This is a genomic window from Candidatus Pelagibacter sp. PS_02 (genome assembly GCF_059418065.1).
In genome coordinates this window covers 812,051-835,852 of sequence record NZ_CM182079.1, presented here as the reverse complement: position 1 = coordinate 835,852, position 23,802 = coordinate 812,051, and the positions used below count along the sequence as shown (strand labels likewise).

The 23,802-nt window shown below is 31.2% G+C and carries 32 protein-coding genes; 19 read left to right on the top strand and 13 right to left on the bottom strand.

What is annotated here, in order from left to right; genetic code table 11:
* Position 1: 1 nt before the first annotated feature.
* On the bottom strand, positions 2-853 hold the full coding sequence (locus tag AC5SL4_RS04490) for a DMT family transporter (protein WP_026225083.1): 852 nt from the start codon (positions 851-853) through the stop codon (positions 2-4).
* A 109-nt stretch (positions 854-962) separates the two neighbouring features.
* Here AC5SL4_RS04490 and AC5SL4_RS04485 point away from each other — a divergent pair, with 109 nt between their 5' ends.
* Entirely contained in the window at positions 963-1,274 is a 312-nt protein-coding gene (locus AC5SL4_RS04485; protein ID WP_018414296.1) for a hypothetical protein, read from the top strand.
* Here the strand turns inward: AC5SL4_RS04485 and AC5SL4_RS04480 are convergent.
* From AC5SL4_RS04480 to AC5SL4_RS04470, 3 genes are read right to left on the bottom strand one after another with little or no spacing between them, the layout of a single operon-like run.
* Positions 1,264-1,668, bottom strand: coding sequence for a hypothetical protein (locus AC5SL4_RS04480; RefSeq protein WP_494587159.1), 405 nt, complete (start codon positions 1,666-1,668; stop codon positions 1,264-1,266). The two genes, AC5SL4_RS04485 and AC5SL4_RS04480, sit on opposite strands and share 11 nt — an antisense overlap.
* Before the next feature lie 39 nt (positions 1,669-1,707).
* Complete coding sequence (locus AC5SL4_RS04475) at positions 1,708-2,454, bottom strand: aspartate/glutamate racemase family protein (protein ID WP_006998005.1); 747 nt, start codon at positions 2,452-2,454, stop codon at positions 1,708-1,710.
* Positions 2,455-2,491: 37 nt separating this feature from the next.
* A complete protein-coding gene (locus tag AC5SL4_RS04470) occupies positions 2,492-2,839 on the bottom strand; it encodes a cupin domain-containing protein (RefSeq protein ID WP_006998006.1) in 348 nt (115 codons plus the stop codon).
* Between the two features lie 59 nt (positions 2,840-2,898).
* Between AC5SL4_RS04470 and AC5SL4_RS04465 the strand changes: the two genes are divergently transcribed.
* On the top strand, positions 2,899-3,657 hold the full coding sequence (locus AC5SL4_RS04465) for an alpha/beta fold hydrolase (RefSeq protein ID WP_494587158.1): 759 nt from the start codon (positions 2,899-2,901) through the stop codon (positions 3,655-3,657).
* An 81-nt stretch (positions 3,658-3,738) separates the two neighbouring features.
* Here the strand turns inward: AC5SL4_RS04465 and AC5SL4_RS04460 are convergent, their stop codons facing one another.
* The 4 genes from AC5SL4_RS04460 to purE all read right to left on the bottom strand — a co-directional run bounded on the left by AC5SL4_RS04460 (position 3,739) and on the right by purE (position 6,090).
* The gene (locus tag AC5SL4_RS04460) at positions 3,739-3,945 is read right to left on the bottom strand and encodes a cold-shock protein (protein WP_006998008.1); all 207 of its coding nucleotides are present in this window, start codon (positions 3,943-3,945) and stop codon (positions 3,739-3,741) included.
* A gap of 118 nt (positions 3,946-4,063) precedes the next feature.
* Entirely contained in the window at positions 4,064-4,531 is a 468-nt protein-coding gene (locus tag AC5SL4_RS04455; RefSeq protein WP_018414294.1) for a GNAT family N-acetyltransferase, read from the bottom strand.
* An 11-nt stretch (positions 4,532-4,542) separates the two neighbouring features.
* The gene (locus AC5SL4_RS04450; protein WP_006998010.1) at positions 4,543-5,589 is read right to left on the bottom strand and encodes a 5-(carboxyamino)imidazole ribonucleotide synthase; all 1,047 of its coding nucleotides are present in this window, start codon (positions 5,587-5,589) and stop codon (positions 4,543-4,545) included.
* Positions 5,590-5,598: 9 nt separating this feature from the next.
* The gene (gene purE, locus AC5SL4_RS04445; protein WP_006998011.1) at positions 5,599-6,090 is read right to left on the bottom strand and encodes a 5-(carboxyamino)imidazole ribonucleotide mutase; all 492 of its coding nucleotides are present in this window, start codon (positions 6,088-6,090) and stop codon (positions 5,599-5,601) included.
* 114 nt (positions 6,091-6,204) lie between these two features.
* On the opposite strand from purE, the gene AC5SL4_RS04440 reads away from it, so the two are divergent.
* From AC5SL4_RS04440 to AC5SL4_RS04425, 4 genes are read left to right on the top strand one after another with little or no spacing between them, the layout of a single operon-like run.
* Positions 6,205-7,176 carry a membrane dipeptidase gene (locus AC5SL4_RS04440; RefSeq protein WP_494587157.1) on the top strand — a complete coding sequence of 324 codons (972 nt, stop codon included), beginning with the start codon at positions 6,205-6,207 and terminating at the stop codon, positions 7,174-7,176.
* Positions 7,173-8,825 carry a hypothetical protein gene (locus AC5SL4_RS04435; RefSeq protein ID WP_494587156.1) on the top strand — a complete coding sequence of 551 codons (1,653 nt, stop codon included), beginning with the start codon at positions 7,173-7,175 and terminating at the stop codon, positions 8,823-8,825. Before AC5SL4_RS04440 ends, AC5SL4_RS04435 begins: the two co-directional genes overlap by 4 nt.
* 5 nt (positions 8,826-8,830) lie before the next feature.
* Entirely contained in the window at positions 8,831-9,442 is a 612-nt protein-coding gene (locus AC5SL4_RS04430; RefSeq protein WP_271564501.1) for a DUF3726 domain-containing protein, read from the top strand.
* Positions 9,435-9,605 carry a hypothetical protein gene (locus tag AC5SL4_RS04425; RefSeq protein ID WP_271563586.1) on the top strand — a complete coding sequence of 57 codons (171 nt, stop codon included), beginning with the start codon at positions 9,435-9,437 and terminating at the stop codon, positions 9,603-9,605. The genes AC5SL4_RS04430 and AC5SL4_RS04425 overlap by 8 nt, the downstream gene beginning before the upstream one ends.
* Here AC5SL4_RS04425 and AC5SL4_RS04420 read toward each other — a convergent pair.
* From AC5SL4_RS04420 to AC5SL4_RS04410, 3 genes are all read right to left on the bottom strand, one after another.
* Positions 9,602-10,147 (bottom strand): hypothetical protein, encoded by a 546-nt coding sequence (locus AC5SL4_RS04420; protein WP_006998016.1) that lies wholly within the window; start codon positions 10,145-10,147, stop codon positions 9,602-9,604. The genes AC5SL4_RS04425 and AC5SL4_RS04420 overlap by 4 nt on opposite strands.
* Before the next feature lie 149 nt (positions 10,148-10,296).
* Complete coding sequence (locus AC5SL4_RS04415) at positions 10,297-11,655, bottom strand: glycine cleavage T C-terminal barrel domain-containing protein (RefSeq protein ID WP_494587155.1); 1,359 nt, start codon at positions 11,653-11,655, stop codon at positions 10,297-10,299.
* Positions 11,648-12,376: a methylenetetrahydrofolate reductase gene (locus AC5SL4_RS04410; protein WP_006998018.1), complete on the bottom strand. Its 729-nt coding sequence runs from the start codon at positions 12,374-12,376 to the stop codon at positions 11,648-11,650. The genes AC5SL4_RS04415 and AC5SL4_RS04410 overlap by 8 nt, the downstream gene beginning before the upstream one ends.
* A gap of 100 nt (positions 12,377-12,476) precedes the next feature.
* Here AC5SL4_RS04410 and AC5SL4_RS04405 point away from each other — a divergent pair, with 100 nt between their 5' ends.
* From AC5SL4_RS04405 to AC5SL4_RS04375, 7 genes are read left to right on the top strand one after another with little or no spacing between them, the layout of a single operon-like run.
* Positions 12,477-13,670, top strand: coding sequence for an aromatic ring-hydroxylating oxygenase subunit alpha (locus AC5SL4_RS04405; protein ID WP_494587154.1), 1,194 nt, complete (start codon positions 12,477-12,479; stop codon positions 13,668-13,670).
* Position 13,671: 1 nt separating this feature from the next.
* Positions 13,672-14,079, top strand: a complete 408-nt coding sequence (locus AC5SL4_RS04400) for a P-loop nucleotide/nucleoside kinase family protein (RefSeq protein ID WP_027307058.1) — start codon at positions 13,672-13,674, stop codon at positions 14,077-14,079.
* Positions 14,079-14,453, top strand: a complete 375-nt coding sequence (locus AC5SL4_RS04395; RefSeq protein WP_006998022.1) for a hypothetical protein — start codon at positions 14,079-14,081, stop codon at positions 14,451-14,453. The genes AC5SL4_RS04400 and AC5SL4_RS04395 overlap by 1 nt, the downstream gene beginning before the upstream one ends.
* Positions 14,437-15,222, top strand: coding sequence for an enoyl-CoA hydratase (locus AC5SL4_RS04390; RefSeq protein ID WP_494587153.1), 786 nt, complete (start codon positions 14,437-14,439; stop codon positions 15,220-15,222). The genes AC5SL4_RS04395 and AC5SL4_RS04390 overlap by 17 nt, the downstream gene beginning before the upstream one ends.
* On the top strand, positions 15,222-15,659 hold the full coding sequence (locus AC5SL4_RS04385; RefSeq protein WP_011282262.1) for a CoA-binding protein: 438 nt from the start codon (positions 15,222-15,224) through the stop codon (positions 15,657-15,659). The genes AC5SL4_RS04390 and AC5SL4_RS04385 overlap by 1 nt, the downstream gene beginning before the upstream one ends.
* A complete protein-coding gene (locus tag AC5SL4_RS04380) occupies positions 15,660-16,079 on the top strand; it encodes a YeeE/YedE family protein (RefSeq protein ID WP_011282261.1) in 420 nt (139 codons plus the stop codon). It abuts the gene before it with no gap.
* Positions 16,076-16,498 carry a DUF6691 family protein gene (locus tag AC5SL4_RS04375; RefSeq protein WP_011282260.1) on the top strand — a complete coding sequence of 141 codons (423 nt, stop codon included), beginning with the start codon at positions 16,076-16,078 and terminating at the stop codon, positions 16,496-16,498. The genes AC5SL4_RS04380 and AC5SL4_RS04375 overlap by 4 nt, the downstream gene beginning before the upstream one ends.
* Here the strand turns inward: AC5SL4_RS04375 and AC5SL4_RS04370 are convergent.
* Positions 16,456-16,653, bottom strand: a complete 198-nt coding sequence (locus tag AC5SL4_RS04370) for a DUF4170 domain-containing protein (protein ID WP_011282259.1) — start codon at positions 16,651-16,653, stop codon at positions 16,456-16,458. The two genes, AC5SL4_RS04375 and AC5SL4_RS04370, sit on opposite strands and share 43 nt — an antisense overlap.
* A 38-nt stretch (positions 16,654-16,691) precedes the next feature.
* On the opposite strand from AC5SL4_RS04370, the gene AC5SL4_RS04365 reads away from it, so the two are divergent.
* The 6 genes from AC5SL4_RS04365 to AC5SL4_RS04340 all read left to right on the top strand — a co-directional run bounded on the left by AC5SL4_RS04365 (position 16,692) and on the right by AC5SL4_RS04340 (position 23,543).
* On the top strand, positions 16,692-17,261 hold the full coding sequence (locus AC5SL4_RS04365) for an NAD(P)H-dependent oxidoreductase (RefSeq protein ID WP_011282258.1): 570 nt from the start codon (positions 16,692-16,694) through the stop codon (positions 17,259-17,261).
* A 97-nt stretch (positions 17,262-17,358) separates the two neighbouring features.
* On the top strand, positions 17,359-17,706 hold the full coding sequence (locus AC5SL4_RS04360; protein WP_230454324.1) for a hypothetical protein: 348 nt from the start codon (positions 17,359-17,361) through the stop codon (positions 17,704-17,706).
* 59 nt (positions 17,707-17,765) lie between these two features.
* Positions 17,766-20,198 carry a GcvT family protein gene (locus tag AC5SL4_RS04355; protein ID WP_011282256.1) on the top strand — a complete coding sequence of 811 codons (2,433 nt, stop codon included), beginning with the start codon at positions 17,766-17,768 and terminating at the stop codon, positions 20,196-20,198.
* On the top strand, positions 20,198-20,947 hold the full coding sequence (locus AC5SL4_RS04350) for an electron transfer flavoprotein subunit beta/FixA family protein (RefSeq protein ID WP_018414290.1): 750 nt from the start codon (positions 20,198-20,200) through the stop codon (positions 20,945-20,947). Before AC5SL4_RS04355 ends, AC5SL4_RS04350 begins: the two co-directional genes overlap by 1 nt.
* The gene (locus AC5SL4_RS04345) at positions 20,947-21,900 is read left to right on the top strand and encodes an electron transfer flavoprotein subunit alpha/FixB family protein (protein WP_494587152.1); all 954 of its coding nucleotides are present in this window, start codon (positions 20,947-20,949) and stop codon (positions 21,898-21,900) included. The genes AC5SL4_RS04350 and AC5SL4_RS04345 overlap by 1 nt, the downstream gene beginning before the upstream one ends.
* Before the next feature lie 23 nt (positions 21,901-21,923).
* Entirely contained in the window at positions 21,924-23,543 is a 1,620-nt protein-coding gene (locus tag AC5SL4_RS04340) for an electron transfer flavoprotein-ubiquinone oxidoreductase (RefSeq protein ID WP_018414289.1), read from the top strand.
* On the opposite strand, the gene AC5SL4_RS04335 is transcribed toward AC5SL4_RS04340, so the two are convergent.
* A complete protein-coding gene (locus AC5SL4_RS04335; RefSeq protein WP_494587151.1) occupies positions 23,544-23,762 on the bottom strand; it encodes a hypothetical protein in 219 nt (72 codons plus the stop codon).
* Positions 23,763-23,802: the final 40 nt, after the last annotated feature.

The window sequence follows — 23,802 nt, the reverse complement described above, 5'->3', positions numbered from 1 at the left end:
TTTATTGCTTTCTTGTTGCAATATAAACACCAAAAGTTGCCACAGCAAAACCAACTAAATCTAGATTATTCAATTTTTCATTCAAAAATATCCAGGCCATTATTGCAGTAGTAGGGGGTATTAAAAAAAATATAGAAACAGTTTTACTTGCTGAGTTGTTCTTAATTAAAAACATTAAGATTGTGAAAGCTCCAAAAGATACAAGGAATATCTGATGACTCATTGCTATTAAGAATGTGGATGTAAAATTAATATAAGGTTCACTAAAAATTAAAATAATTATTATATGAAAAGAACAGCCACCTATTGCTTGATACATATTACTTACAGACAAAGGTAAATCATTACTTATTTTCTTTTGCCATAAAGTTGATGTTGTAATAGCTAGAAGAGCAACAAAAGAAGCTATCACTCCCAAAACAGGAAGGCTTGATCCAATATCGAAACCTAAAACTAAAGTAGCACCAATAAATCCAAGGATCACTCCAATCCATTGTTTGAAAGTAACTTTTTCACCTAAAATTTTTCCTGCTAAAGCATTAGTTAAAATAGGCTGCAAAGTTACAATTAATGCAGCAATACCTGTAGGCATTCCTATTGAAACTGAATAAAAAACACCCCCCAAATAAATACCATGAAAAAGTACTCCACTAAAAAGTGACTGCAGAAGGTTTCTTAAATTTGTCAAAATTTTTTGTTTTGTATAAATTGAAAAAATATAGAAACCAAAAGCTACAACAAAAAATCTAAAGGCTAATGCAGCAAAAGGATCACTATTGTCTATTATTGGTTTTGTTGTCACAAAAGCTGAGGACCACAAAATGATAAAAATAAATGGAAAAATTTTAACCATACCGAAGTTATAGGTCATATTTTATATCAATATTAGAGATTAATATCCAAAATGAACACTTTCTCTCTTGAGTTGTACTTATAAATACTTAGGATTAGGTAGGAGTATAATGATTTTAAATAAAATAATTGCTGGATTATTTTTGTTATTTTTTCTTAATGGTTGTGTGCAAAGTGCAGCTTTATTAGGACCTGCCTATACATTAGCTAGTTCTGGTAATATCTATCAAGCTGGCCTTTCATATGGTTCTAATCAAGCAGTTAAAAAAATTACTGGTAAGTCTCCTACTGAAAATATTCAAAATCTTGTAGACAATAAAAAGAAAAAAATTAAGGAAGAAGAAAAACAGGAAGAGTTTTTTGCTTTAGTAAAAAGTAGAATAGAAAAAACAAGTAAAATTATTCAAATAGCTAATCAGTAATACCTAATAAAAGCTGTTCAGATTGCCCAGTTTCTTTACACCACAGCTCATAGCTTTCACACATACGCCATAAGAATTGGTGTGCTCTATCAGAAGCTTCGATGAGAGTATTATTTTCAGTTTCGTAAAGTTTAGGAATTTTAATTAAATTTTTAACAGTCATATCTCTTTGAATTTCTAGAAGTTTAATAGTTTCATCTGGTATTTTATTCCTAGTATCTTTGTCTAGATATTCATTTTTTTTTAATTCATCAAACCATTCATCATGTAATGCACCAGTACTTAATTTTATAAATTCATTAGTTTCCATGAATTTATTAATAGCTTGTTTTACATCAAGCTCCGGATCTTTATTTTTTTCAATAGAAACGTAGGAGTAAATAATTTCAGCCATATATATAACATATGGTTTTTTGACTTTTATATTCATCATCTATTTTTTATATTTTGCCATACAGGAGTTGGCTAATATTAAATTAGGATCAAGGTACAATTTTGAAACTTTAGCATTTTGTAAAGATTTATATGCAAAAATTGCAATAGGTATCTCAGTGCAGCCAAGTATTATTTTTTTACATTTTTGTTTGATTAAATATTTAATTGCAGGCTTAATAGTTTTTTCTGCTAGTTTTATATTGCCCATTTTTACATGTTTGATTGTTTTGTTTACTGAACTTGTTTGTAAATTACTTAAAGGTTTAATCAATACATAATCCTTTTTAAAAATTTTATCATAAATCTCAGTTTTTAAAGTTCCCTCTGTTGCAAGAAGTCCAATTTTAGAATTTTTTTTACAACTTTTTTTTGTTTGTATAAAAACTTCTTTAGGCATGTTAATGATCGGTATCTTGATTTTTTTCTTTAAATCTTCATACCAATAGTGTGCAGTGTTACAGGGTATAACAATAAATTTGCACCCACTTTTTTCTAATGATTTACATCCATCTAACAAACTTTTTAAAACTCTATTATATTTTTTTGTATTTTTTGAGTTTCTTGGAATTGTAGATAATGATTTAGTTTGAACACCAATAGATTCTGGTCTTCCAGGAATATTTGATTTGTTATAAAGCATGAATAAAGGGTATTCTTGATCACTTTTTCCTCTATTTAACATTGCGAGTTTATTGCAAAAATCAAGTCCCGCTTGAGTTCCCATTCCGCCTAAAATTCCAATCATAAATATATATTTTCTATTAAATTTATTTAATAATTCCTTAAAGAGGTTTGTTGATACCTCTCATAAAAACTAAAATTAAGCAACCATCTTTAGTAAAGGATGAGTGTGTAGAGCCTGGTTCAAAAGTAACAAAATCACCTTTTTTAAAAACTTTATTATCTGGATCAGTTAATTCACCTTCTAACATCAAAAATTCCTCAAAGCCTGTATGCACATGGGGCAAACTTTTAGCATTTGGTTCCATCTTTAAAAGATAAGTTCCATTACCACCATTTTCTTTATTATAGCTAATTTTATGCCAACTCATTCCAGGCACAACAACCCCATAATTATCAAATGGAGTGAATTCAACATCATAAAGGTCAGTTATTTTTCTATTTGTCATACTTGTTAGTTACTTATTATTAAATTGTTATATTCGATGATTATTAATAAAATATAAATATGCAAGATATATTTATTGAAGATATGGGAAGTGGCACTCCACTAGTGTTAGTGCATGGTTTTTTAGGATCATCTGAGATGTGGACTTTGCAAACTGACTTTTTTAAAAAGAATTTTAGAGTTTTGGCACCAGCATTACCCGGTTTTGGAAAAAGTAATAAAGTTAACTCATATAATTCAATTGAAGGTATGGCTAAATCTATATTGACATGTTTAGAAAAAAAGAAAATAGAACGTTTTTATTTATTAGGTCACTCAATGGGTGGCATGATTGTGCAAGAAATGGCAAAGTTAGCAGGTGAAAAAATATTAAAGTTAATTTGTTATGGCACAGGACCAAGAGGAAATATACCTGGCAGGTTTGAAACCATAGATGCTTCCAGAGACAAACTAAAAACTAATGGACTGGATAATACAGCTTATAGAATTGCAAAAACATGGTTCATTGAAGAGGATAAATCTAAATATTTTTATTTATGTGAAGAAGCGGGTAAACAAACTTCTTTAGAGGCTGCGGACAATGCTCTTGTTGCTATGAAAAATTGGAGTGGTATTGAAAATTTAAAAAATATTAAGAACGAAACTTTGATAATTTGGGGAGATCAAGACAAAGCCTATAACTTCAACCAAGTAGAAACTTTAAAAGAAAATATTATAAATAGTGATCTAAGAATAGTTAATGGCTGCTCTCACAATGTTCATTTAGAGAAGCCAGATGAATTTAATACAATAGTGAGTGAATTTCTTAAAAAAAACTGATTGGTATTGGCTGAAATATTTAGCTAAATAATTAAAAAATTAATTTAATTAAAAAATCGCAGCCAATAGAAAGTGTGAATATTATGCAGTTTTTAAATTTACCGCTGAAGGACCTTTTGGACCATCTTCAACTTCAAAAGTCAAAGCTTGACCTTCATCTAAACCGTTCATACCAGCATCTCTAACAGCTGAAACGTGAACGAATACATCTTTTTCTTTATCTTCTCTTTCAATAAAACCAAAACCTTTAGTTGGATTGAACCATTTTACTTTTCCTTGTAGACTCATATTTATCTTCTTACTTTTTATTGTGTTACTTTTATTACTTATAATTAAGTAATTCACGCTTTGTTTAGATTTATTGAGGTTTTGTCAACTAAATTTAAAAGAATAAATAATTAAAGATTTATTTGTTGCTTATTAGCATGGTCATATAAATAGAGTTGATATCTTTTTTATAATGAGAGAAGGGCTCGCAGGGCTCAAAACCACACTTACTAAATAGTTTTCTGGCATTTAAAAAGAACTCACCAGCACCTGTTTCTAAACTTAATCTTTTAATATTAAGTTTTTTTGCCTCATTAATTAGATGATTTATGACTTTTGTACCATTTCCTTTACCTCTAAAGTTGTCACTAACCCTTATAGATTTGAATTCACCATGTTCATTATCTAGGAATTTTAATGCGCCACTTCCCATTAGGTTATTTTCTTCCCACAGGCTCCAAAATTTAATAGTTGGATCTTTTAATCCAGCTATATCAAGTACGTGAGCACTACCTTCAGGTGACACAGATCTTAACTCAATGAAATGCTTTATAAGTAGCTCATGAACTTCTGGATTATCAAAATTTCCTTCGATTGATTTTAGCATATGAGTAATATCTACTTAAGAAGAGTTGTTAGGTGCCCCATTTTTCTTTTTGGTTTAATTTCTTTTTTAAGATAATCAAAGAAAAATTCATTTTCATTGTGTTCTTTATTTCTGTAATTAGTAATTTGATCTCCAATTATATTTGTCATCATTGCATTGGATATTTTTTTAAGAGGTATTTGCTCTAGTTTACAAACTGCTCTTACATGATTTTCAAATTGACTTACATTATACGCATTAATTGTTAGATGCCCTGAGTTATGAACTCTTGGTGCAATTTCATTTACATAAAGGTTATCATTCCTGTCAATGAAAAACTCAACACACAAAGTTCCAACATATTTTAATTCTTCTGCAATTGTTGTAGCCCATAGTTTTGATTGTTCTAATATTTTATCACTAATCTCTGCTGGAATTTTAGAATTTCTTAAGATTTGATCTTCATGTTCATTTTCAATGGGTTCATAAATTTCATATTTTTGAATACCAAACCTAGTAATGATTATTGAAATTTCTTTTTTTAATTTTACTAATTTTTCTAAAATATAACCTTTTGAATAATCAACATCAATTGAGTCTAAATTTTCTAAACTGTTAATAGGGTGTTGACCTTTGCCATCATATCCTAATGTAGTAGTTTTGAGTATACCAGGTAATAAATCTTCAACAGAATCTATTTCAGATTTTTTTTCAATAGATACATATCTTGTAGTTCTTATATTTAGATTATTGATAAAATCTTTTTCTGCTAATCTATGCTGAATTATTCTATTTACAGAAGGTTTTGGTAAAACAGGTTTTATTTTATTAATTTCATTTAATGTTTCATAGGGAATATTTTCAAATTCATAAGTTACAACATCAACTTTACTCAAAAACTCATTAATCTTGTTTTTATCATTATATTCACCCTGTACAAAATCATTAGAAAAATTTTGGGCAGGAGCATCAATATCATTGCAAAAAATAACTGTTTTAATTTCAAGTTTATTTGCAGCAATAGCAAGCATACTACCTAACTGACCTCCCCCTATAATTCCAAGAATTGGTTTAGACATATTTTACAACTATTTGGGTTTTTTTTTAACAGATTTGCTTTGATTTAAACGAAACTGATTTAATTTTCTCTTAACAGTTAAATCACTAAGACCAATAATAGATGCAGCTAATAAGGCAGCATTAATTGCACCATCTTCTCCAATTGCTAATGTTCCAACAGGTATTCCTTTTGGCATTTGTGCAATGGATAGAAGACTATCAAGACCTTTCAGCTTTTTACTTTCAATTGGAACACCTAGTACCGGTAGAGAAGTAAGGGCTGAAATCATTCCTGGTAAATGTGCAGATCCACCAGCTCCAGCAATAATTACTGCAATACCATTTTTTTCAGCATTAATAGCAAATTCATACATTCTTTTAGGGGTTCTATGAGCTGATATTATTTTTGTTTCAAATTTTATGTTTAATTTTTTAAGAATATTTTGACAAAATGTCATGGTTTTGTAGTCAGATTGACTACCCATAACAATTGATACTTTGTTTAATTTATTTTTAGCCATTTGTTGTAATTTTATTCTAACGTAAATTGTTATTTCAAATTAAGCCTAAAATTTCAATAAAATTAATAGAATTTATCTATCTTATTGGTATTCTTTAAAACAAAGAAGATCACAATGAATTTTAAAATTGATAATTTACAATATTGTAACTGGTCTAGAGAAATTTTTCAGATCAATAAACAAGCAGGACTGGATGCAATCCATGTAACTATTGTTTACCACGAAGATTTTGATGAGCTAAAAACGGTATTAAAAAATTGGGAAAATCACTTTTCAGAAAATTCCGACTTAATTTTTCACGGTAAAAGTTTTAAAGATATTGAAAAAGCTAAATCTGAAAATAAAACTGCAGTTTTTTTTGGTTTTCAAAATTGTTCACCTATAGAAGATGATATTGGATTGGTTGAAAAAGTTTATGATTTAGGATGTAGGTTTATGCAGCTTACTTATAATAATCAGTCCTTACTAGCGACTGGATGTTATGAAGCAATAGATAGTGGGGTTACTAATTTTGGTAAAGAGGTAATTAAAGAGATGAATAGATTAGGTCTTGTAATAGACATGTCTCATTCAGCAGAAAAAAGTACAATTGATGCAATTGAGATAAGTGAAAAACCAATTGCAATAACTCATGCAAATCCATCATTTTGGCACCCAGCTAAGAGAAACAAATCAAACGAACTATTAAAAATTTTATCAGAACACAAAGGAATATTGGGCCTCTCTTTATACCCTCATCATTTAAAAGATGGAACAGATTGCTCTTTAGAAAGCTTTTGTGAAATGACAGCTAAGACAGCTGAGATTATGGGAGTTGAAAAAATTGGAATAGGTTCAGATCTTTGTTTAAACCAACCAGATACTATTGTTGAGTGGATGAGAAATGGTACTTGGACTAAAAGCAAAAATTATGGAGAAGGGTCTAAAAACAAACCTGGTTTTCCAAAACAACCTGATTGGTTTTTAGATGCAAGAGGATTTGAAAACTTAGAGATAGGACTTAAAAAAGTTGGTTTTTCAGAAAGTGAAGTAAATGGAATTCTTGGAAACAACTGGTACAATTTTTACAAAGAAATGAATCAATGAATATTTCTTTAAGAGATCCCAATGTAGTAATGAAGCTATCAAGACTTGGGTCTTTTCATCAATCTAAACTTTCATTTTTAAGAAGTTTTTTAAAAGAGTTTAAGGATTGGAATTACAAAAGAGATTTATTTGAATTAAACGAACATGGCTATGGTACTGCAGTTTATTCATTTAAGAAAAAAAATAGAGTGTATTCATTAATTTGTTTTGCAAATGAATTAGATGATAATGAAAGATCAGATAGAGTTATAGCTACCAAATGGGATGCAGCCTTCACACTTTTTGATGGTGTTCCAAAAAAACAAGATATTGAAAGATTAAAAAACGAAGTACCAAAACAAGAATTTGGCAGACTTTCTTATAAAGAATTAACTCTTTCAAGAGCTAATAAATCAGTAAGAGTTTTCAATCATGTGGTTGAATGTTTAAGCGAAGGTAAGCAGCCTGATAATGATTTGTTAACTAGTGTTGGTTATTTATATAGAACCACAGCAGTTTATGGGTCAGGTAAATTTGGCTTAGCAGACAGATTTAGAATTAAAGACCGAGAAGAAATATATGGTCCATTTAGATTGGAAATGATGTTGGTTTATCTGGTAAGACAATTTACTTTTGATCAAGTTAATCACGTTGCAAAAAGTAAGAATCCAAAAAAAGCTGTAAATCTTGATATAAATATTTGTAAAGGTTTAGGAATAGGAAATTCTACAGGTCTTGGAATGGCTCCATTTATTGTTAATCATCCAACTCTTTTAAATAACTGGATTTCAGCAAGAGAAATTTCTTTAAAAAAAATAAGAGAGATAAAAACAATATCAGAGAAAGATAAAAACTTATTTTTAGAATGTTTAAAAAAATCAATAAAGAATATCACTTCTTGGAATACTGAAAGTGAATATCAAATAAATAAGATTAAATCTTTATTGAAAGATCTTAATGAATTTATTGTCTATCTAGATAATGAATTTAATTTTAAGCAAGATTATGCCTTTAACGAATTATATCTGTATTTAGAAAAAAAATATTGTGAAGAATGCATTGAATATGTCGTCTCAATGATGATGGAACCTTATGATGATATAACGTCCCCGTTAATTAAAGAAATGAGCTCTGAAGAAGAAAAATATTTCAATATTCCAACTGAGCGAACGGTAGAAGACTTAAAGCTAATTTTAGAAAAAAAATATCCAGATATCTTAACAATAGATTTTACCAAAGATGAAAATAATTTAAATTTTTGGTTTATCTCAAAAAATAAAGAGGAACCTAGACTAGCAAATAGATTTGATGAAGTGGGTGCTGAGTTAGAGCAACCCTTAGCAATTGCAAGAGATATTAAAAAACTTTATGAATCGTTATCGGTTACTAAAAATAGTTGGACTATTGCTAAATTTTTATCAACCAATAATGAGTTAAGACACGTTGTAAGAAGAGCATTTATAGTGGAGAAATTTCCTTATTCGGAAATACAAGACAATACCATTGGCCAAAAAATAATGCCTATTGATATGCTGAGATTAAAGTTATCATTTTTTGGAGCTTTAAAATTTGATCCACGTTCTGATAAATGGTTAAGAATATGTATGTTTCAAGGAGCACCCTTACCAGAACAATTAAAAAACTATGATGAACATTGGGTTTATAATTAATCAACATGAGATCATTAAGTGAAATAGATACAGTTTCTAAAAGATCGAGCAGGGCTGCTGGATATTCATGGGGGATTGCGGAAGAGATTGGAAAAAATATAAGATTACTTGAGATTTTTAGCCTACCTGGAATTAAAAACTTAAATAGTTTTTTTAAGAAAAAAAAAGAATTAAGATTAGAGAATATCAGCATCATAAAGCAAGACAATGAAGCTAATAAAAATGAATATTGTCCAATAATTGCAGGGGTAAATTTTTTAGATCAGATTAAAACTTTAGAAACTTTAAACGAGATAACATTTAAAAAAGTCTCATATCCGTTACTTTTCTTACCATTTGTAAGTAGAGCAGCTGAGGTAATCGGTAAAAGAATATTCTTAAAAATTGATGACAGGGAGTTTTTATTAAACTTTAATAATAATATTTATTCTAATTACACTAAAAACGAAATAATCGAATCTGCTGAAAATATTTATTTAAAAATTTTAGAAAACAGAGACTCGTTTGAAGAAAAAGAATGGAATGAGCTTTATAAGCTTTCAGAAGAAACGTTTGTTGAAGAAAATGAAAGCTTAAAACAAGGTGGAGCAGGAGCTGGCCTTACTGATAATGACTAAAGACTTTAATGATCAAGATAATAGTGATGAAGAAGTTCTTCAATTAGATAATTTTTGTGAAGAGTGTAAAAAAGAAGACCCGAGTGTTTCTCAAAATTTAATTTTAACAGGATTTAAAACCTGTAATTCTTGTAAGCTTTCAAAAACTATATTTCCAATTTAACTGATATTGCTTATAGGCAAAGCATTCATTTTGCTCATTACAAAAGATATTGAAAGAAAAGCAATTATTAAAAAAGCTAAAAAGACTATTCCAAATGATTTAAAATTAGACTTTAGATTTAAAACTTGTTTTGTTGAAATGATTAATCCAGCAAATATCCAGAACTGAGTTAAAAATATAATTGGGATCATTAAATCTGGTGTTACAGCAAAAAATCTTAAAAGCCCTGGTGCATGAGCAAACCCAACAGCTGTTAAAACTTTTTTAAATGAAACTTTAGTATCTTTATCTGGAAATAATTTTACACCGATCACATAAATAAATAGTCCCCATACAAACCAAGTAAGAATGGCAGTTAAACCAGACATTGCAACAGCAGTTTTAATAACAGTGTTTGCTGCAACAGCTCCTGCTAACCCGTCTAGTATCATGATAAGGCCTGCAAAATATATTGCAGCTTCACCAAAGTTCTTATTATCTTTGTAAAGAGATTTATCTAATTTAATAGACCGAACAACTATATTTAAAAATTGACCAAACATTATTTATTTTTTTTACTATTTTTCTGCGCTTTATAAGAAACAAATAGTGGAAAGAGTATTAAAGCAATTATTATTATTATGCAAATTACGATTAGGAATGATTTTGTCATTATTAGTGGGGGAGAATTAACCTCCCCCAAATAATTAATTTAACCTTTAACGACTTCTCTTGTGTTTGCGTTAAACGATTCTGTAAATGGAATATCCACTACCACAGCATCAACAGGCGTTCCTGGTGTGTCAGAATATTTAGCAGGTAAGTGAACTTTGTACTTAGTTCCAACTTTACCTTTAGGGAAACCATTAGCATTTAATGTTCCATCAAATGGCACATATCCCATTGCTATATTTTGACCTTTTTCAGGGTGATACCAAGGTGATGTGATAAATCCTACAGGATCTCCACCACTCTCAGGTGACACTAACCAAAAGTCAGGAGCATATTCTTCAATTGGTTTTCCACCCAACTCAAGACCTACTAACTGAAGTTTATAAGGTTTTTGACCAGCCTTAAGATCTGCACCCATTTTCTCTAATGCAGCTTTTCCAACATAGTCAGCTTTTTTATTCCACTCGCCTTTACCTGATAGTGATACTTGGTAACCAAGGTTACACTGGAAAGGATTGTGTTGATGATCCATATCTTGTCCCCAAGAAAGAATTCCAGCTTGAATTCTTCTGTGGTGAGCAGGGGCTATAACCATTAGGCTATGTTTTTTTCCAGCTTCAAGAACAGCATTCCACATATCATCAGCGTATTTAGTTGCCTCTCTTAAGTAGATTTCATATCCAGCTTCACCTGAGAAACCAGATTGTGAAATAACACAACTTCTACCACCAACTTTTGCTTCAGCTAAACCATAGAAAGGCATGTTATCTAGATCCACTTGATCTCCAATAAGATCCTTCATTAAAGCTTTTGATTTAGGTCCTTGAATTTGCACTGGGCAAACATCAATTTCCTCAATAGTACAATCAAATCTTCCATCAGCGTTAACACCTTGAAGATACATTCCAATATCAGAGTCTGATAGAGAGAACCAAAATTCATCTTTTGAAATTCTAAGAAGAATAGGATCATTTAAAACGCCACCATAAGCATTACATAGAATTACATATCTTGCTCTCATGGGTGAGATTTTAGTTGCATCTCTAGTTATAACGTAGTCAGTAAACTTTTCTGCATCCGGACCTTTAACTCTAATTTGTCTTTCAACAGCAACGTTCCACATTGTAACGTGATTTTTAATTGCCTCATATTCAACCATCGCTCCACCATCTTCGGGCTTTACATATCCTCTTGGGTGATAAATACGATTGTATACAGTTGCTCTCCAACAACCTGCTTGCATTGATAAATGCCAATACGGAGATTTTCTTACTCTTGTTGAAATTAACATTTCAACTTTTGTAGGCCCACTCTGTCTTAAGTTGTATGGTACTTCACGATCTGATTGATCAACTGAAGTTACATGATTTAGTTTAGTATAGTCAAATTCATTAGACATAACCGTTCTCCTTCAACCACTTGTTTGTTTCCTTCAAGCCGCCGAATGTATAAATGTGGAAGTTACCAGTAAACTCTTTCACTTTCCCAATTAATTCATTAGGGTCTTTAGGTTTCAATAAATCTAATGCCTTACTAAAATTAGATTTAAGAAAATTTATAGAATTTTTTGCCCCGACAATATTAGCAAATTTAATTAAGCTAGTTATTTTCATTGGCCCAGTAATTCCTACATGCACTGGTACTGACTGCTTAGAAATGAAATCTACGATAGGTTGACTTTCTAATAACCACTGGGTCACTATATAGTCGGCGTAAGGTTTTTTATCTATCATAGCTTTTTCTAATTCTTTATCAGAAATATCCTGACTTCCCTCTGGATGTCCTGCTATTCCTATTTTAATTCCATCAAAAAATCCTGTTTCTAAAATTTGAATTGAACTATCAAATTTTCCAACTGGCTCTCTACTTCCTCCAATAACTAAAGCTTGTTTAGCACCCACATCTTTACATCTTACAATGTAATCTTTAAGCTGAGCATCATCCGTAATTGATCGTGCTGGAAAATGTGGAACTGGATTAAATCCTTTTTTAACTAACGCCGCTGTTTGGTTAGCTGTCTCTTTATAGTCTCCTCCTGGAAGCATAGTTACATAAACATCCTTAACGGGAGGCAGTGTATTAAGATCTGTTTGAGGTCCAACCTCAAGTGAAAAATTCATTTTTCCTGATGATTATCTTTTTTGTATATGCTGTCAAAGAAATTCATCTTGTGGATAAAATATTTGTTGCCAAAAATTGTGCTGGTGATAATTTTTTTTAATGTCTGAAAATCTTAAAAATCTTCAACTTTCAAAAATCTTGGACTTGGAAAAAATTAGAGTGGTTGGGAACCCCATCGAGAAAGCCCATGGCCTACCAAACGAGTGCTACACTAGCTCTGACTATCTAAGCATTGAAAGAGAGAGGATTTTCAAGGATAAATGGACGGTGATTGGCGTTGGAAGTTCTGTGCCAAATGTAGGAGATGCTCAACCTTATAATTTACTAGGCATCCCTCTTATTATTTTAAGAGATAAAGAGAAAAAAATAAGGGTATTTCACAATGTCTGCAGCCATAGAGGCTTCAAGCTTTTAGATGAGGCTTGTGCTTTGAAAAATGTCTTAAGATGTCCATACCACTCCTGGTCCTACGATTTTGATGGAAAGTTGGTTGCGACACCTCACATAGGAGGCTTAAATGTTCATGAGACAGAAAAATTCGATAAATCATCGAGCAATTTAAAAGAGGTTAAAACCAAAATTTGGATGGATATAATATTTATCAATATAAATAGTAATGAATTAGAGTTTGATGAATATATCAAGCCTCTCGAAGAAAGATGGTCAAAATTTATATCTAAGGAAGATCAAAAATTACTTAAGCACTCAAAAGATCATGGATACTTCAGTCTTGATGTTAAGTGTAATTGGAAGTTTGCAATAGAGAATTACTGTGAAAGTTATCACTTGCCTTGGATACATCCTGAATTAAATAAAGTTTCAAATATTAGTGATCATTACCATATTCAAGGTTTACCAAATAGATTTGCTGGCCAAGGAACAAATAAATATGATCAACCTGTTAAAGGAAATCAAAGTTTCAATAATTTTCCAAATTGGCCTAAAGACTTATTCAAAAAAGCTGAGTATATCGCTTTATTTCCAAATGTAATGATTGGTCTTCATGTAGACCATTTTTATGTTTTTTGGTTAGAACCTAAGTCTTTTAGTGAGACTAAAGAACATTTAACGATGTATTATGTTGGTGATGATAGTGCAAATGGTTCTGAGTTTACTGAGATGAGAAAAAAAAATGCAGAATTTTGGAAGGAAGTAATGATTGAGGATATAAAAGCTATTGAGGGTATGCAAGAAGGTAGAAATTCACCAGTATATAATGGTGGGAATTTTTCACCGATAATGGATAACCCTACACATGAATTTCATAAATGGGTTGCAACAAACTTAGTTTAAAATGAAAATAATATTAATTATGGGTCTTCCAGGATCTGGCAAAACAACTTTAGCAAATGAAATTGCTCCATTACTAAATGCTAAAAGACTTAATGCTGATGAAGTTAGAAAAGAAGCTAATGATTGGGATTTTTCAAAAGAAGGCAGAACAAGACAAGCAAGTAGAATGGCAGATTTTGCAAAAAAATTAAAAGATGATGGAAATTATGTTGTAGCAGACTTTGTTTGCCCAACACCGGAGGCAAGAAACTTGTTTCCTGCAGATTATATAGTTTGGGTAAATACAATAAAAGAAGGACGTTTTGACGATACTAACAAGATGTTTGTAAAGCCTGAAAAATTTGATTGTCAGGTTACAACTCAAGATGCTAAACATTGGGCACCAATAATAGTAAAGGAGATAAAATAATGGCTTACGAATGGGATAATAAAAAACCAACAGCACAAATGCTTGGCAGATGGCAACCATTTCATGATGGTCACTACGCTTTATTTCAAGAAATTATTAAAAAAACGGGACAAGTTTGCATTCAAATAAGAGATGTTCAAGGTGTTGACGATAATCCATTTGATTTTGATACAGTTAAAAAAAATATTGAAGAAAAGTTAAACCCGGAATTTGAAGGAAGATTTAAAATAATGATGGTTCCTAATATTACTAATATTTGTTACGGAAGAGGAGTTGGTTACAAAATAGAAGAAGTTGTTTTGTCAGAAGAAATTCAACAAATTTCTGCAACAAAAATTAGAGCCAAAATGAGAGAAGATGGCAAACTTAAGTAATATTAAAATTAAACTTTTAAATAAAGATATTGCTTCAATCATCATTAATGAACCAAAAACATATAACGCTCTTTCATTAAAAAATTTAGGAGATTTAATTAAAGCTTTTAAAAAATTAGATGAAGACAAAAATATTAAGGTAATAATTATTGAAGGGTCTGGAAAAGGTTTTAGTGCGGGTCACAATTTAAAAGAAGTAAGTGGATTAAAGAAAAGTGAAAAATATCAAAAACTTTTTAATCTTTGCTCAAAGTTGATGCTTCAAATAGTTGAAGGAAAAAAGCCAGTTATTGCAAAAGTTCATGGAGCAGCATTTGCAGCAGGTTGCCAGTTAGTTGCAAGTTGTGATCTTGCTTATAGTTCTAATGATGCAATTTTTGCAACACCAGGAGTGAATATTGGCTTATTTTGTAGTACACCAATGGTTGCAGTTAGTAGAAAGGTTAATAGAAAAAGAATGATGCATATGCTGTTAACGGGAGAGCCTATTAAAGCAGATTACGCAAAAGAAATTGGACTAATTAATAATCATTTTTCTAAATCAAAATTAAACAATGAAGTATTAAAAGTTGCTAAAACTATTGCTTCAAAATCAAGTCTTACAATTAAAATTGGAAAACAAACTTTTTATAATCAATTAGAAATGCCATTGAGAAAAGCTTACGCATACACTAGTAAAATGATGACTAAAAATATGATGGCAATGGATGCTAAAGAAGGCATATCAGCGTTTCTACAAAAGAGAAAACCTAAGTGGAAACATAAGTAGTGAACGATAAAATAAAAGAAATTCTCTCAAAGTATAAAACAATAGCGATGGTGGGTGTTAGTAAAGATGATAAAAAGCCATCAACAATAGTGATGAAGTATATGCAAAAATATGGTTTTAAAGTTATTCCAGTTAATCCAAGTGCCAAAGGTCAAAAGATTTTAGGAGAAGAGGTTTTTGAAAAACTTGAAGATATTAATATACCTATTGATATCGTAGATGTATTTAGACCATCATCTGAAGCTAACAAGTATGCTGAAGAGAGTGTTAAAATTGGAGCTAAAGTTCTTTGGTTACAACTTGGAATTAGAAGCATTGATGCTAAAGAATTAGTGGAGAGTAATGATATTGAGTATATTGAAAATAGATGTACAAAGATGGAATATCAAAAGCTTTTTTTAAATATAAACCCTGCTTTTCCAGTATTACAAAGTTAAATGAATATAGTTAATTTTACTCCAATCTCTGCATTTCTAGGTGGATCCTTAATTGGTTTAGCAGTAATTATTTTTTTTGTATTTAATGGTCGATTAATTGGAATAAGTGGAATTGCCAGTAATTTTTTAACTTCAAAAGATAATAGATTTGATAATTTTTTATTTTTAATTGGATTAATTATCGGACCTATTGTTTATAAAATATTTACTCAACAGGAAATCAATATCACAATTTCAAACTCATTTTATTTATTAGCAATTGCAGGCTTATTGGTTGGAGCTGGTACAAGAATAGGTGGTGGCTGTACTAGTGGACACGGCATCAGTGGTATTGGAAGATTTTCTTTAAGATCAATTATTGCAACAGTAACATTTATGATTGTTGGAATTTTAACTGTTTTGGTAAAAAATTTAATATGAATAAGATTATATCTTTAATTTGTGGAATAATTTTTGGAATAGGTCTTACTGTTTCACAGATGATAGATCCCGCTAAAGTCTTAGGTTTTTTAAATATTTTTGGAGAATGGGACCCATCATTAGCATTTGTTATGATTGGAGCTTTAATAATATCCTCACCATTTTTTCATTTATTTAAAAATAATAAGAAACCAATTTTTGCTGATAAATTTTCTTATTCAAATAATAAAGAACTAAATAAGAAATTAATTATAGGTTCATCACTTTTTGGTGCAGGCTGGGGCTTAGCTGGATTATGTCCAGGACCTGCAATAGCCTCACTGGCTTTATTAAATTTAAATTCTGTAAGCTTTGTAATTTTTATGTTTGTTGGGTTTTATTTGGTTAAATTATTAGATTTAACAATCCAAGCACGATGATAAAAATCATCTATATTTTTTTGAATTAAACTCTTAGCTAAATTATTAGCTTCAATCTCCTCAAAAGGTCCAAATTTTTTTTCTGTATCTTTAATGATAGTTTCAATTTTATTTGGATCTTTATGAATACCAGCAACTACGTAAAAATTTTTCATAGATTTTTAATTTTTCTAGTCTATACACCCTTAATGTAATGAAAAAAATATTTCTTTTATACGGGCACTATAATGAAAAGTCTTTTAATGCAGCTATTAGAGATACATTTATTAAAACAGCAGAAAAAAACGGTAATACAGTTGATTGTGTAGATTTATATAAAGATAAATTCAATCCAGTTTTTGCAGGTGAACAAGCTGGAGAAGACGTTCTAGATCATAGAAGACGTATTGAGAAATGTGATATTATTGTTCTAATTGCACCTATTTGGAACTTTAGAATGCCAGCTATTGTAGAAGGCTGGATAGATAAAGTTTTGTCACCCCCATGGGCTTACACATTTAAAAAATTAGTTGGAAATTATGGTTATCCAATGGGAAACTTAAAAGATAAAAAAGCTATAATCTTTTGTACCTATGGATCCCCAAGGTTAGCGGTTACAACATTTTTTTTAAATTTACCTATTAGAAGGCTAAAAAGAGGTGTGTTTCATATGTGTGGCATTTATAATATTGTATACAGAAGATATTTTGCAGTACCGTTTGTAACAGATGAAAAACGAAAAGAATTTCTTGAGGACGTTAAAAAGACAGCAAATAATATATAAAACCTTATTAATTTACTTTCTAAGTCTTACAATTTCACAAGCAGAATTAATAAAGCCTAATAGTAATATTGAGCCATACCAGGTTGTGGAAATTCAGTTGAAAAGTTTACAAAAAAACAACTCTCCCACTATAGATAATGGCATTGAACAAACCTGGGAATTTGCTCATCCTAGTAATAGAAAAAGCACAGGACCTTTAGATAGATTTAAGACCATGCTGAAGGGCAAGTCATATAAAATATTATTAGATCATTTAGATCATGAAATTGTTCAAGAAAACCTTAACAATTCAGTAGCCTTGTTTGAAGTTAGTGTTCTTGGAAAAGACAAATCCTATTACAAATTTAAATGGCAGGTTGAAAAGTATAAAATAGATGGTCCCTTCAAAGACTGCTGGTTGACCACAATGGTGTCCGCTCCAATGCCCCTAGGATCTTCAATTTAATTTAGAGGGTAAACGAATTTTGTTTCGTTCGTAATGAAAATTTAGTAGGAATCGTGTTAATGAAATCTAAAGCTAAAGTTGTTGTAGTTGGTGGTGGTGTAGTAGGAGTTAGTGCTCTTTATCACTTAGCAAAAAAAGGCTGGTCTGATGTTGTTTTAATTGAGAGAAAAGAATTAACATCTGGATCTACTTGGCATGCAGCAGGTCTACTTCCATTATTTAATATGAGTTATTCGGTTGGACAGCTTCATAAGTATGCAGTGGATCTTTATAAAAAATTAGAAGAAGAGACAGGACAAAATGTTGGTTTTAGTGTCGTATCAAATATTCGTTTAGCAAGCACTAAAGATAGAATGGATGAGTATCATCAATATGCAGGTGTTGCTCAAACAATTGGTGTGGATGTAAAATTTTTAACACCAGATCAAGTAAAAGAAATTTGGCCATTGTGCCGTACAGAAGATTTACTTGGAGCAATCCAACACCCTGAAGATGGATACATTCAACCAGCTGACTTAACACAAGCAATGGCAACAGGTGCTAGAAATTTGGGTGCAGAGATTTATAGAAACACAGCTGTAGTTGGAATGAAACAAACTAAAGATGGCTGGATTGTTGAAACAGATAAAGGTGCTATTGAATGCGAACATGTAATTTCTTGTTCTGGAAACTTTGCTAGACAAACTGGAAAAATGGTTGGATTAGATATTCCAGTAATACCAGTTGAACACCAATATATTGTAACAGAACCTCATCCAGATATCGTAAAAAGAAAAAAAGATGGCTTACCTGAAATGGGAGTTTTAAGAGATAGCGACAGCAGATGGTATATGAGAGAAGAAGCAGGTGGATTAATATTAGGACCATACGAAGATGGTGCACCAGCTTGTTATGTTGATGGGCCATCAAAAGATTCAGAGTATGAATTATTTCAAGAAGATTTAGATAGATTAGCACCGCATATAGAAGGAGCTATTCACCGTGTACCAGCTTTTGGAGAAGTTGGAGTTAAGAAAGTTTATAATGGTGCAATTTGTTATACACCAGATGGAAACCCAATTGTTGGACCTGCATGGGGATTGAAAAATTTTTGGATTAATGAAGGACACAGTTTTGGAATAACTGCAGCAGGAGGAGCGGGTTGGCAACTTGCAGAATGGATAATTGATGGCGAGCCTACAATAGATATGCTTGGAGTTGAACCAAGAAGGTTTGGTGATTATGCAACAAAATCTTATTTAAAAGAAAAAAACGAAGAAGCTTATAATCATGTATTTAAAGTTCACTACCCAGATGAAGAAAGAGAGGCTGCTAGAGAATTAAGAACATCACCTTGTTATGATAGAATGAAAGCATTAGGTGCAGTATTTGGTCAAAAATTTGGTTGGGAAAGACCTAACTTCTTCGCAATCGATGGGATGGAGCAAAAAGATGATTGGTCATTTAGAAGATCAAAATGGTTTAAAGCAATTGAGCAAGAATGCAAAAATGTAAAAGAGAATGTTGGTCTTTTAGATATGACGGCATTTGCTAAATGTAGAATTAAAGGACCTGGTGCTGAAGAGTTTTTAGATTATTTAGTTGCAAACAAACTTCCTAAAAAAATTGGAAGAATTGGATTATGTCATGCACTTAATACTAAGGGTGGAGTGCACTCTGAATTTACAATCATGAAAGAAGCTGATGGAAGTTACTATTTAGTTTCTGCAGGAGCAAACCAAAGATTAGATCATGACTGGATTCAAAAGTGGATGCCAACTGATGGTAGTGTTCAATTTGAAAATTTAACAAACAGTATGGGAGTTCTAGTTGTATCTGGTCCTAAAGCTAGAGAACTAATGAAAAGAGTTTCAAGAGATGATTTTTCAAATGAAAATTTTAAATGGTTGAGTGCAAAAAATATTGATGTTGGTAATGCACCAGTTAACGCTATGAGAGTAAACTTTGTAGGTGAGCTTGGCTGGGAATTGCATCATCCAATTGAATATCAAAATCACATCTTTGATAGATTAATGGAAGCTGGAAAAGATTTAGGTCTTAAGCCTTATGGAATTAGAGCAATGAATAGTTTGAGACTTGAAAAATCTTATAAACTTGTTGGCACAGAATTATCAATTGAATATTCACCTTACGAATCTGGGTTAGATAGATTTGTTCATCCCAACAAAGGAAATTTTATAGGATTGGATGCTTTGAATAAATGGAGAGAAAAAGGATTTTCAAATCAATTGGTTACCTTGGAAGTTCACAATATAGAGGATGCAGATGTTTTAGGGAATAATCCAATTTATGATAATGAAAAAGTTATAGGACGTGCAACTGGTGGAGATTTTGGATTTAGACTTGGAAAATCAATCGCATTAGGAATGGTCAAACCAGAGATTGCGACACCAGGGCAAAAATTGAAAATTGATATTCTTGGTAAAATGTACGATTGTACAATTTTAGAAGAAAGCCCATATGATCCTGAAAACAACTTATTAAGAGCATAATGAAAATATTAGTCGCTGTAAAAAGAGTTATTGATTACAATGTTCAAATCAGAGTTAAAGAAGATGGCACAGGAATTGTTACGGATAATGTTAAGATGTCAACCAACCCACCTGATGATAATGCAATTGAAGAGGCTGTAAAAATTAAAGAAGCAGGTAAAGCAACTGAAATAGTTGCGGTTACTATTGGTGAAGAAAAAGCACAAGAAACAGTTAGAAAAGCATTAGCTGTTGGTGCTGATCGAGGAATTCATGTTAAAGTAGATGGCGTAGTCGAACCCTTAGCAGTAGCTAAAATATTACAAAAAATTGTTGATAAAGAAAAACCTGATCTAGTATTTATGGGTAAACAAGCAATTGATGATGATTGCAACCAAACAGGACAAATGTTGAGTGCTTTATTGAACTGGCCTCAAGCAACTTTTGCATCAAAAATTGACATTAAAGACAATAAATTAGAAATAATTAGAGAAATTGATGAAGGCTTAGAAACTATTGAAGTTAACGTTCCAGCGGTAGTTACTTGTGATTTAAGATTAAATGAACCGCGTTATGCATCTCTACCAAATATTATGAAAGCTAAGAAGAAACCAATAGATCAAATGACAGCTGCAGATTTAGGTGTTGATGCAACACCAAGAGTTCAACAAATTAAAGTTGAAGAGCCACCAAAAAGAAAAGCTGGAATTAAAGTATCAAGTGTAGCTGAACTTGTGCAAAAGCTTAAAAATGAGGCGAAAGTTATATAATGTCAATTTTATTAATTGTTGAACATAACAATAAAGAATTAAGACCATTTACTCTTAACGCTATTACAGCTGCCTCTCAAATTGATGGCGATGTTCATGCATTACTAATAGGAAACAATTGCTCTGATGTTGCAAAAGTTTTATCTGAAATACCCTTGGTTAAAAAAGTAATACAAGTTGAAGCCACTCATTACGAAAATTTTCTACCGGAAAATTTTGCACCATTGATTGTTAAAGTTTCTGAAAATTATTCCCATGTAATTAGTTCGGCTAATACATTTGGTAAAAACTTAATGCCAAGAATAGCAGCTTTAATGGACACATCACAAGTTAGTGACATAATCAAAGTGGTATCTCCAGATACATTTATCAGACCTATTTATGCGGGAAATGCATTTGCAACTGTAAAAAGCACTGATGCAAAAAAATGTGTAACTATTAGACCAACTTCATTTGAACCTTGTGAAACTTCAGGTGGATCAGCACCCATTGAAAAAATGGATTCGGTAAAAGAGTTTACGTTATCTAAATTTATTAAAAGAGAAGAAGTTAAATCAGATAGACCAGAACTTGGAACTGCAAGAATTGTGATCTCAGGTGGAAGAGGTATGCAAAATGGTGACAATTTTAAATTAATTACTGATATTGCAGATAAATTAAATGCTGCAATAGGAGCTTCGCGTGCAGCTGTTGATGCAGGTTACATAAGTAACGAACATCAAGTTGGTCAAACGGGTAAAGTTGTAGTGCCAGATCTATATATTGCAGTTGGTATTTCTGGAGCAATTCAACATTTAGCTGGTATGAAAGAAAGTAAAATTATTGTCGCAATAAACAAAGATGGAGAGGCACCTATTTTTAGTGTTGCTGATTACGGTTTAGAAGCTGATTTGTTTGAAGCCCTTCCTAAATTCCTAGAAGAATTGAATAAATTAAACACTATACAAAAATAACAAATAATATAAAAAATTACCATATGCCTAGAGAAGCAATGGAGTATGACGTGGTAATTGTTGGTGGTGGCCCATCAGGACTATCGACTGCTATTAAACTCAAACAATTAGATCCAGAATTAAATATTTGCCTACTAGAAAAAGCATCCGAAATAGGAGCTCATATTTTAAGTGGCAATGTTTTTGAAACTAGAGCATTAGATGAGTTATTACCAAACTGGAAAGAACTTAATTCACCTATAAAAACTAAGGTTTCTAAAGAAAAATTCTTATTTTTAGGAAAATCTAAATCATTAAGCTGGCCAACATGGCTGCTTCCATCAGTTCAACAAAATCATAATAATTACATAATTAGTTTAGCAAATCTATGCAGATGGCTAGCAGAACAAGCAGAAGCTTTAGGTGTTGAAATATTTCCAGGTTTTCCCGCAAGTGAAATTTTATACAATGAAGATGGATCTGTTAAGGGAGTTGCAACTCAAGACATGGGAGTTGATAAAAATGGAAATAAAAAAGATGGCTTTGAACCAGGCATAGAACTATTAGGAAAAGTTACTGTGTTTGCAGAAGGATGTAGAGGGCATCTTGGAAAACAATTAATAGAAAAATATAATTTATCAGAAGGTAAAGATCCTCAACAATATGGAATAGGTTTTAAAGAAATCTGGGAAATCAGTGAAAAAAATCATGAAGAGGGAATGGTCATGCATACTGCAGGTTGGCCACTTGATAACAATACTTATGGTGGTAGCTTTATGTATCATGCAGAAAATAAACAAGTTTTTTTAGGATATGTAATTGGTCTTGATTATAAAAACCCACATCTTTCACCGTTTGATGAATTTCAAAGATTTAAAACTCACCCTGCAATTAAAAAGATAATTGAAGGTGGAAAACGTATTTCATATGGAGCAAGGGCTTTAATTGAAGGTGGACTTCAGAGTTTACCAAAAATGTTTATGCCTGGAGCTTTATTAATTGGTTGTGATGCGGGAACTTTGAATATGCCTAAGATTAAAGGATCACATACTGCAATGAAAAGTGGAATGATTGCTGCAGAAACAATAAACGAACATTTAAAAGAAAATAAAGATTTATCAATTTATGAGGATAAATTTAAAAAAAGTTGGATTTATGAGGAGCTCCACCAAGCTCGAAATGTTAAACCAAGTTTTAGCTGGGGTTTAATTCTTGGAATAATATTTACAGGAATTGATCAAATATTATTTAGAGGAAAATTACCTTTTACCTTAAGACATAAGCATGCTGACCATGAAACATTAAAACCAGCAAATGAAATGCCAAAAATTGATTACCCTAAACCAGATAATGTGATTACATTTGATAAAACAAGTTCTGTTTATTTAACAGGAACCAATCACACTGATAATCAACCTGTACACTTACAATTAAAAGATCCGAACTTACCGATAAATTATACTTTAGAAAAATTTGATGAACCTGCTCAAAGATATTGCCCCGCAGGCGTTTATGAAGTTCAAAATGAAAATGGTGTAAATAAATTTGTTATAAATTCTCAAAATTGTATTCATTGCAAAACTTGTGATATTAAAGAACCTTCTCAAAATATTACTTGGGTAACACCCGAAGGAAGTGGTGGGCCTAAATATGGAAATATGTAGTTAAAAGGATAAGATAATACCGGCAACAATAATTAAGCAAGACGTTAATCCAACAAAAACTAGGTTTGTTAGATTTTCTTTTTCTTTTTCTTTTCTAGCTCTATTTAAAAGAATATTAATATCTACTCTTCCAGATGATGAAACTTCCTCACTCTTTTCAGGGGTTGCTAAAGGAGGAAGATCATTTAACTCTGTAGAACTTATTTTTTCAGCACTCATGCAGATAATAAACCATCAAAATACAAACGACACAAATCAC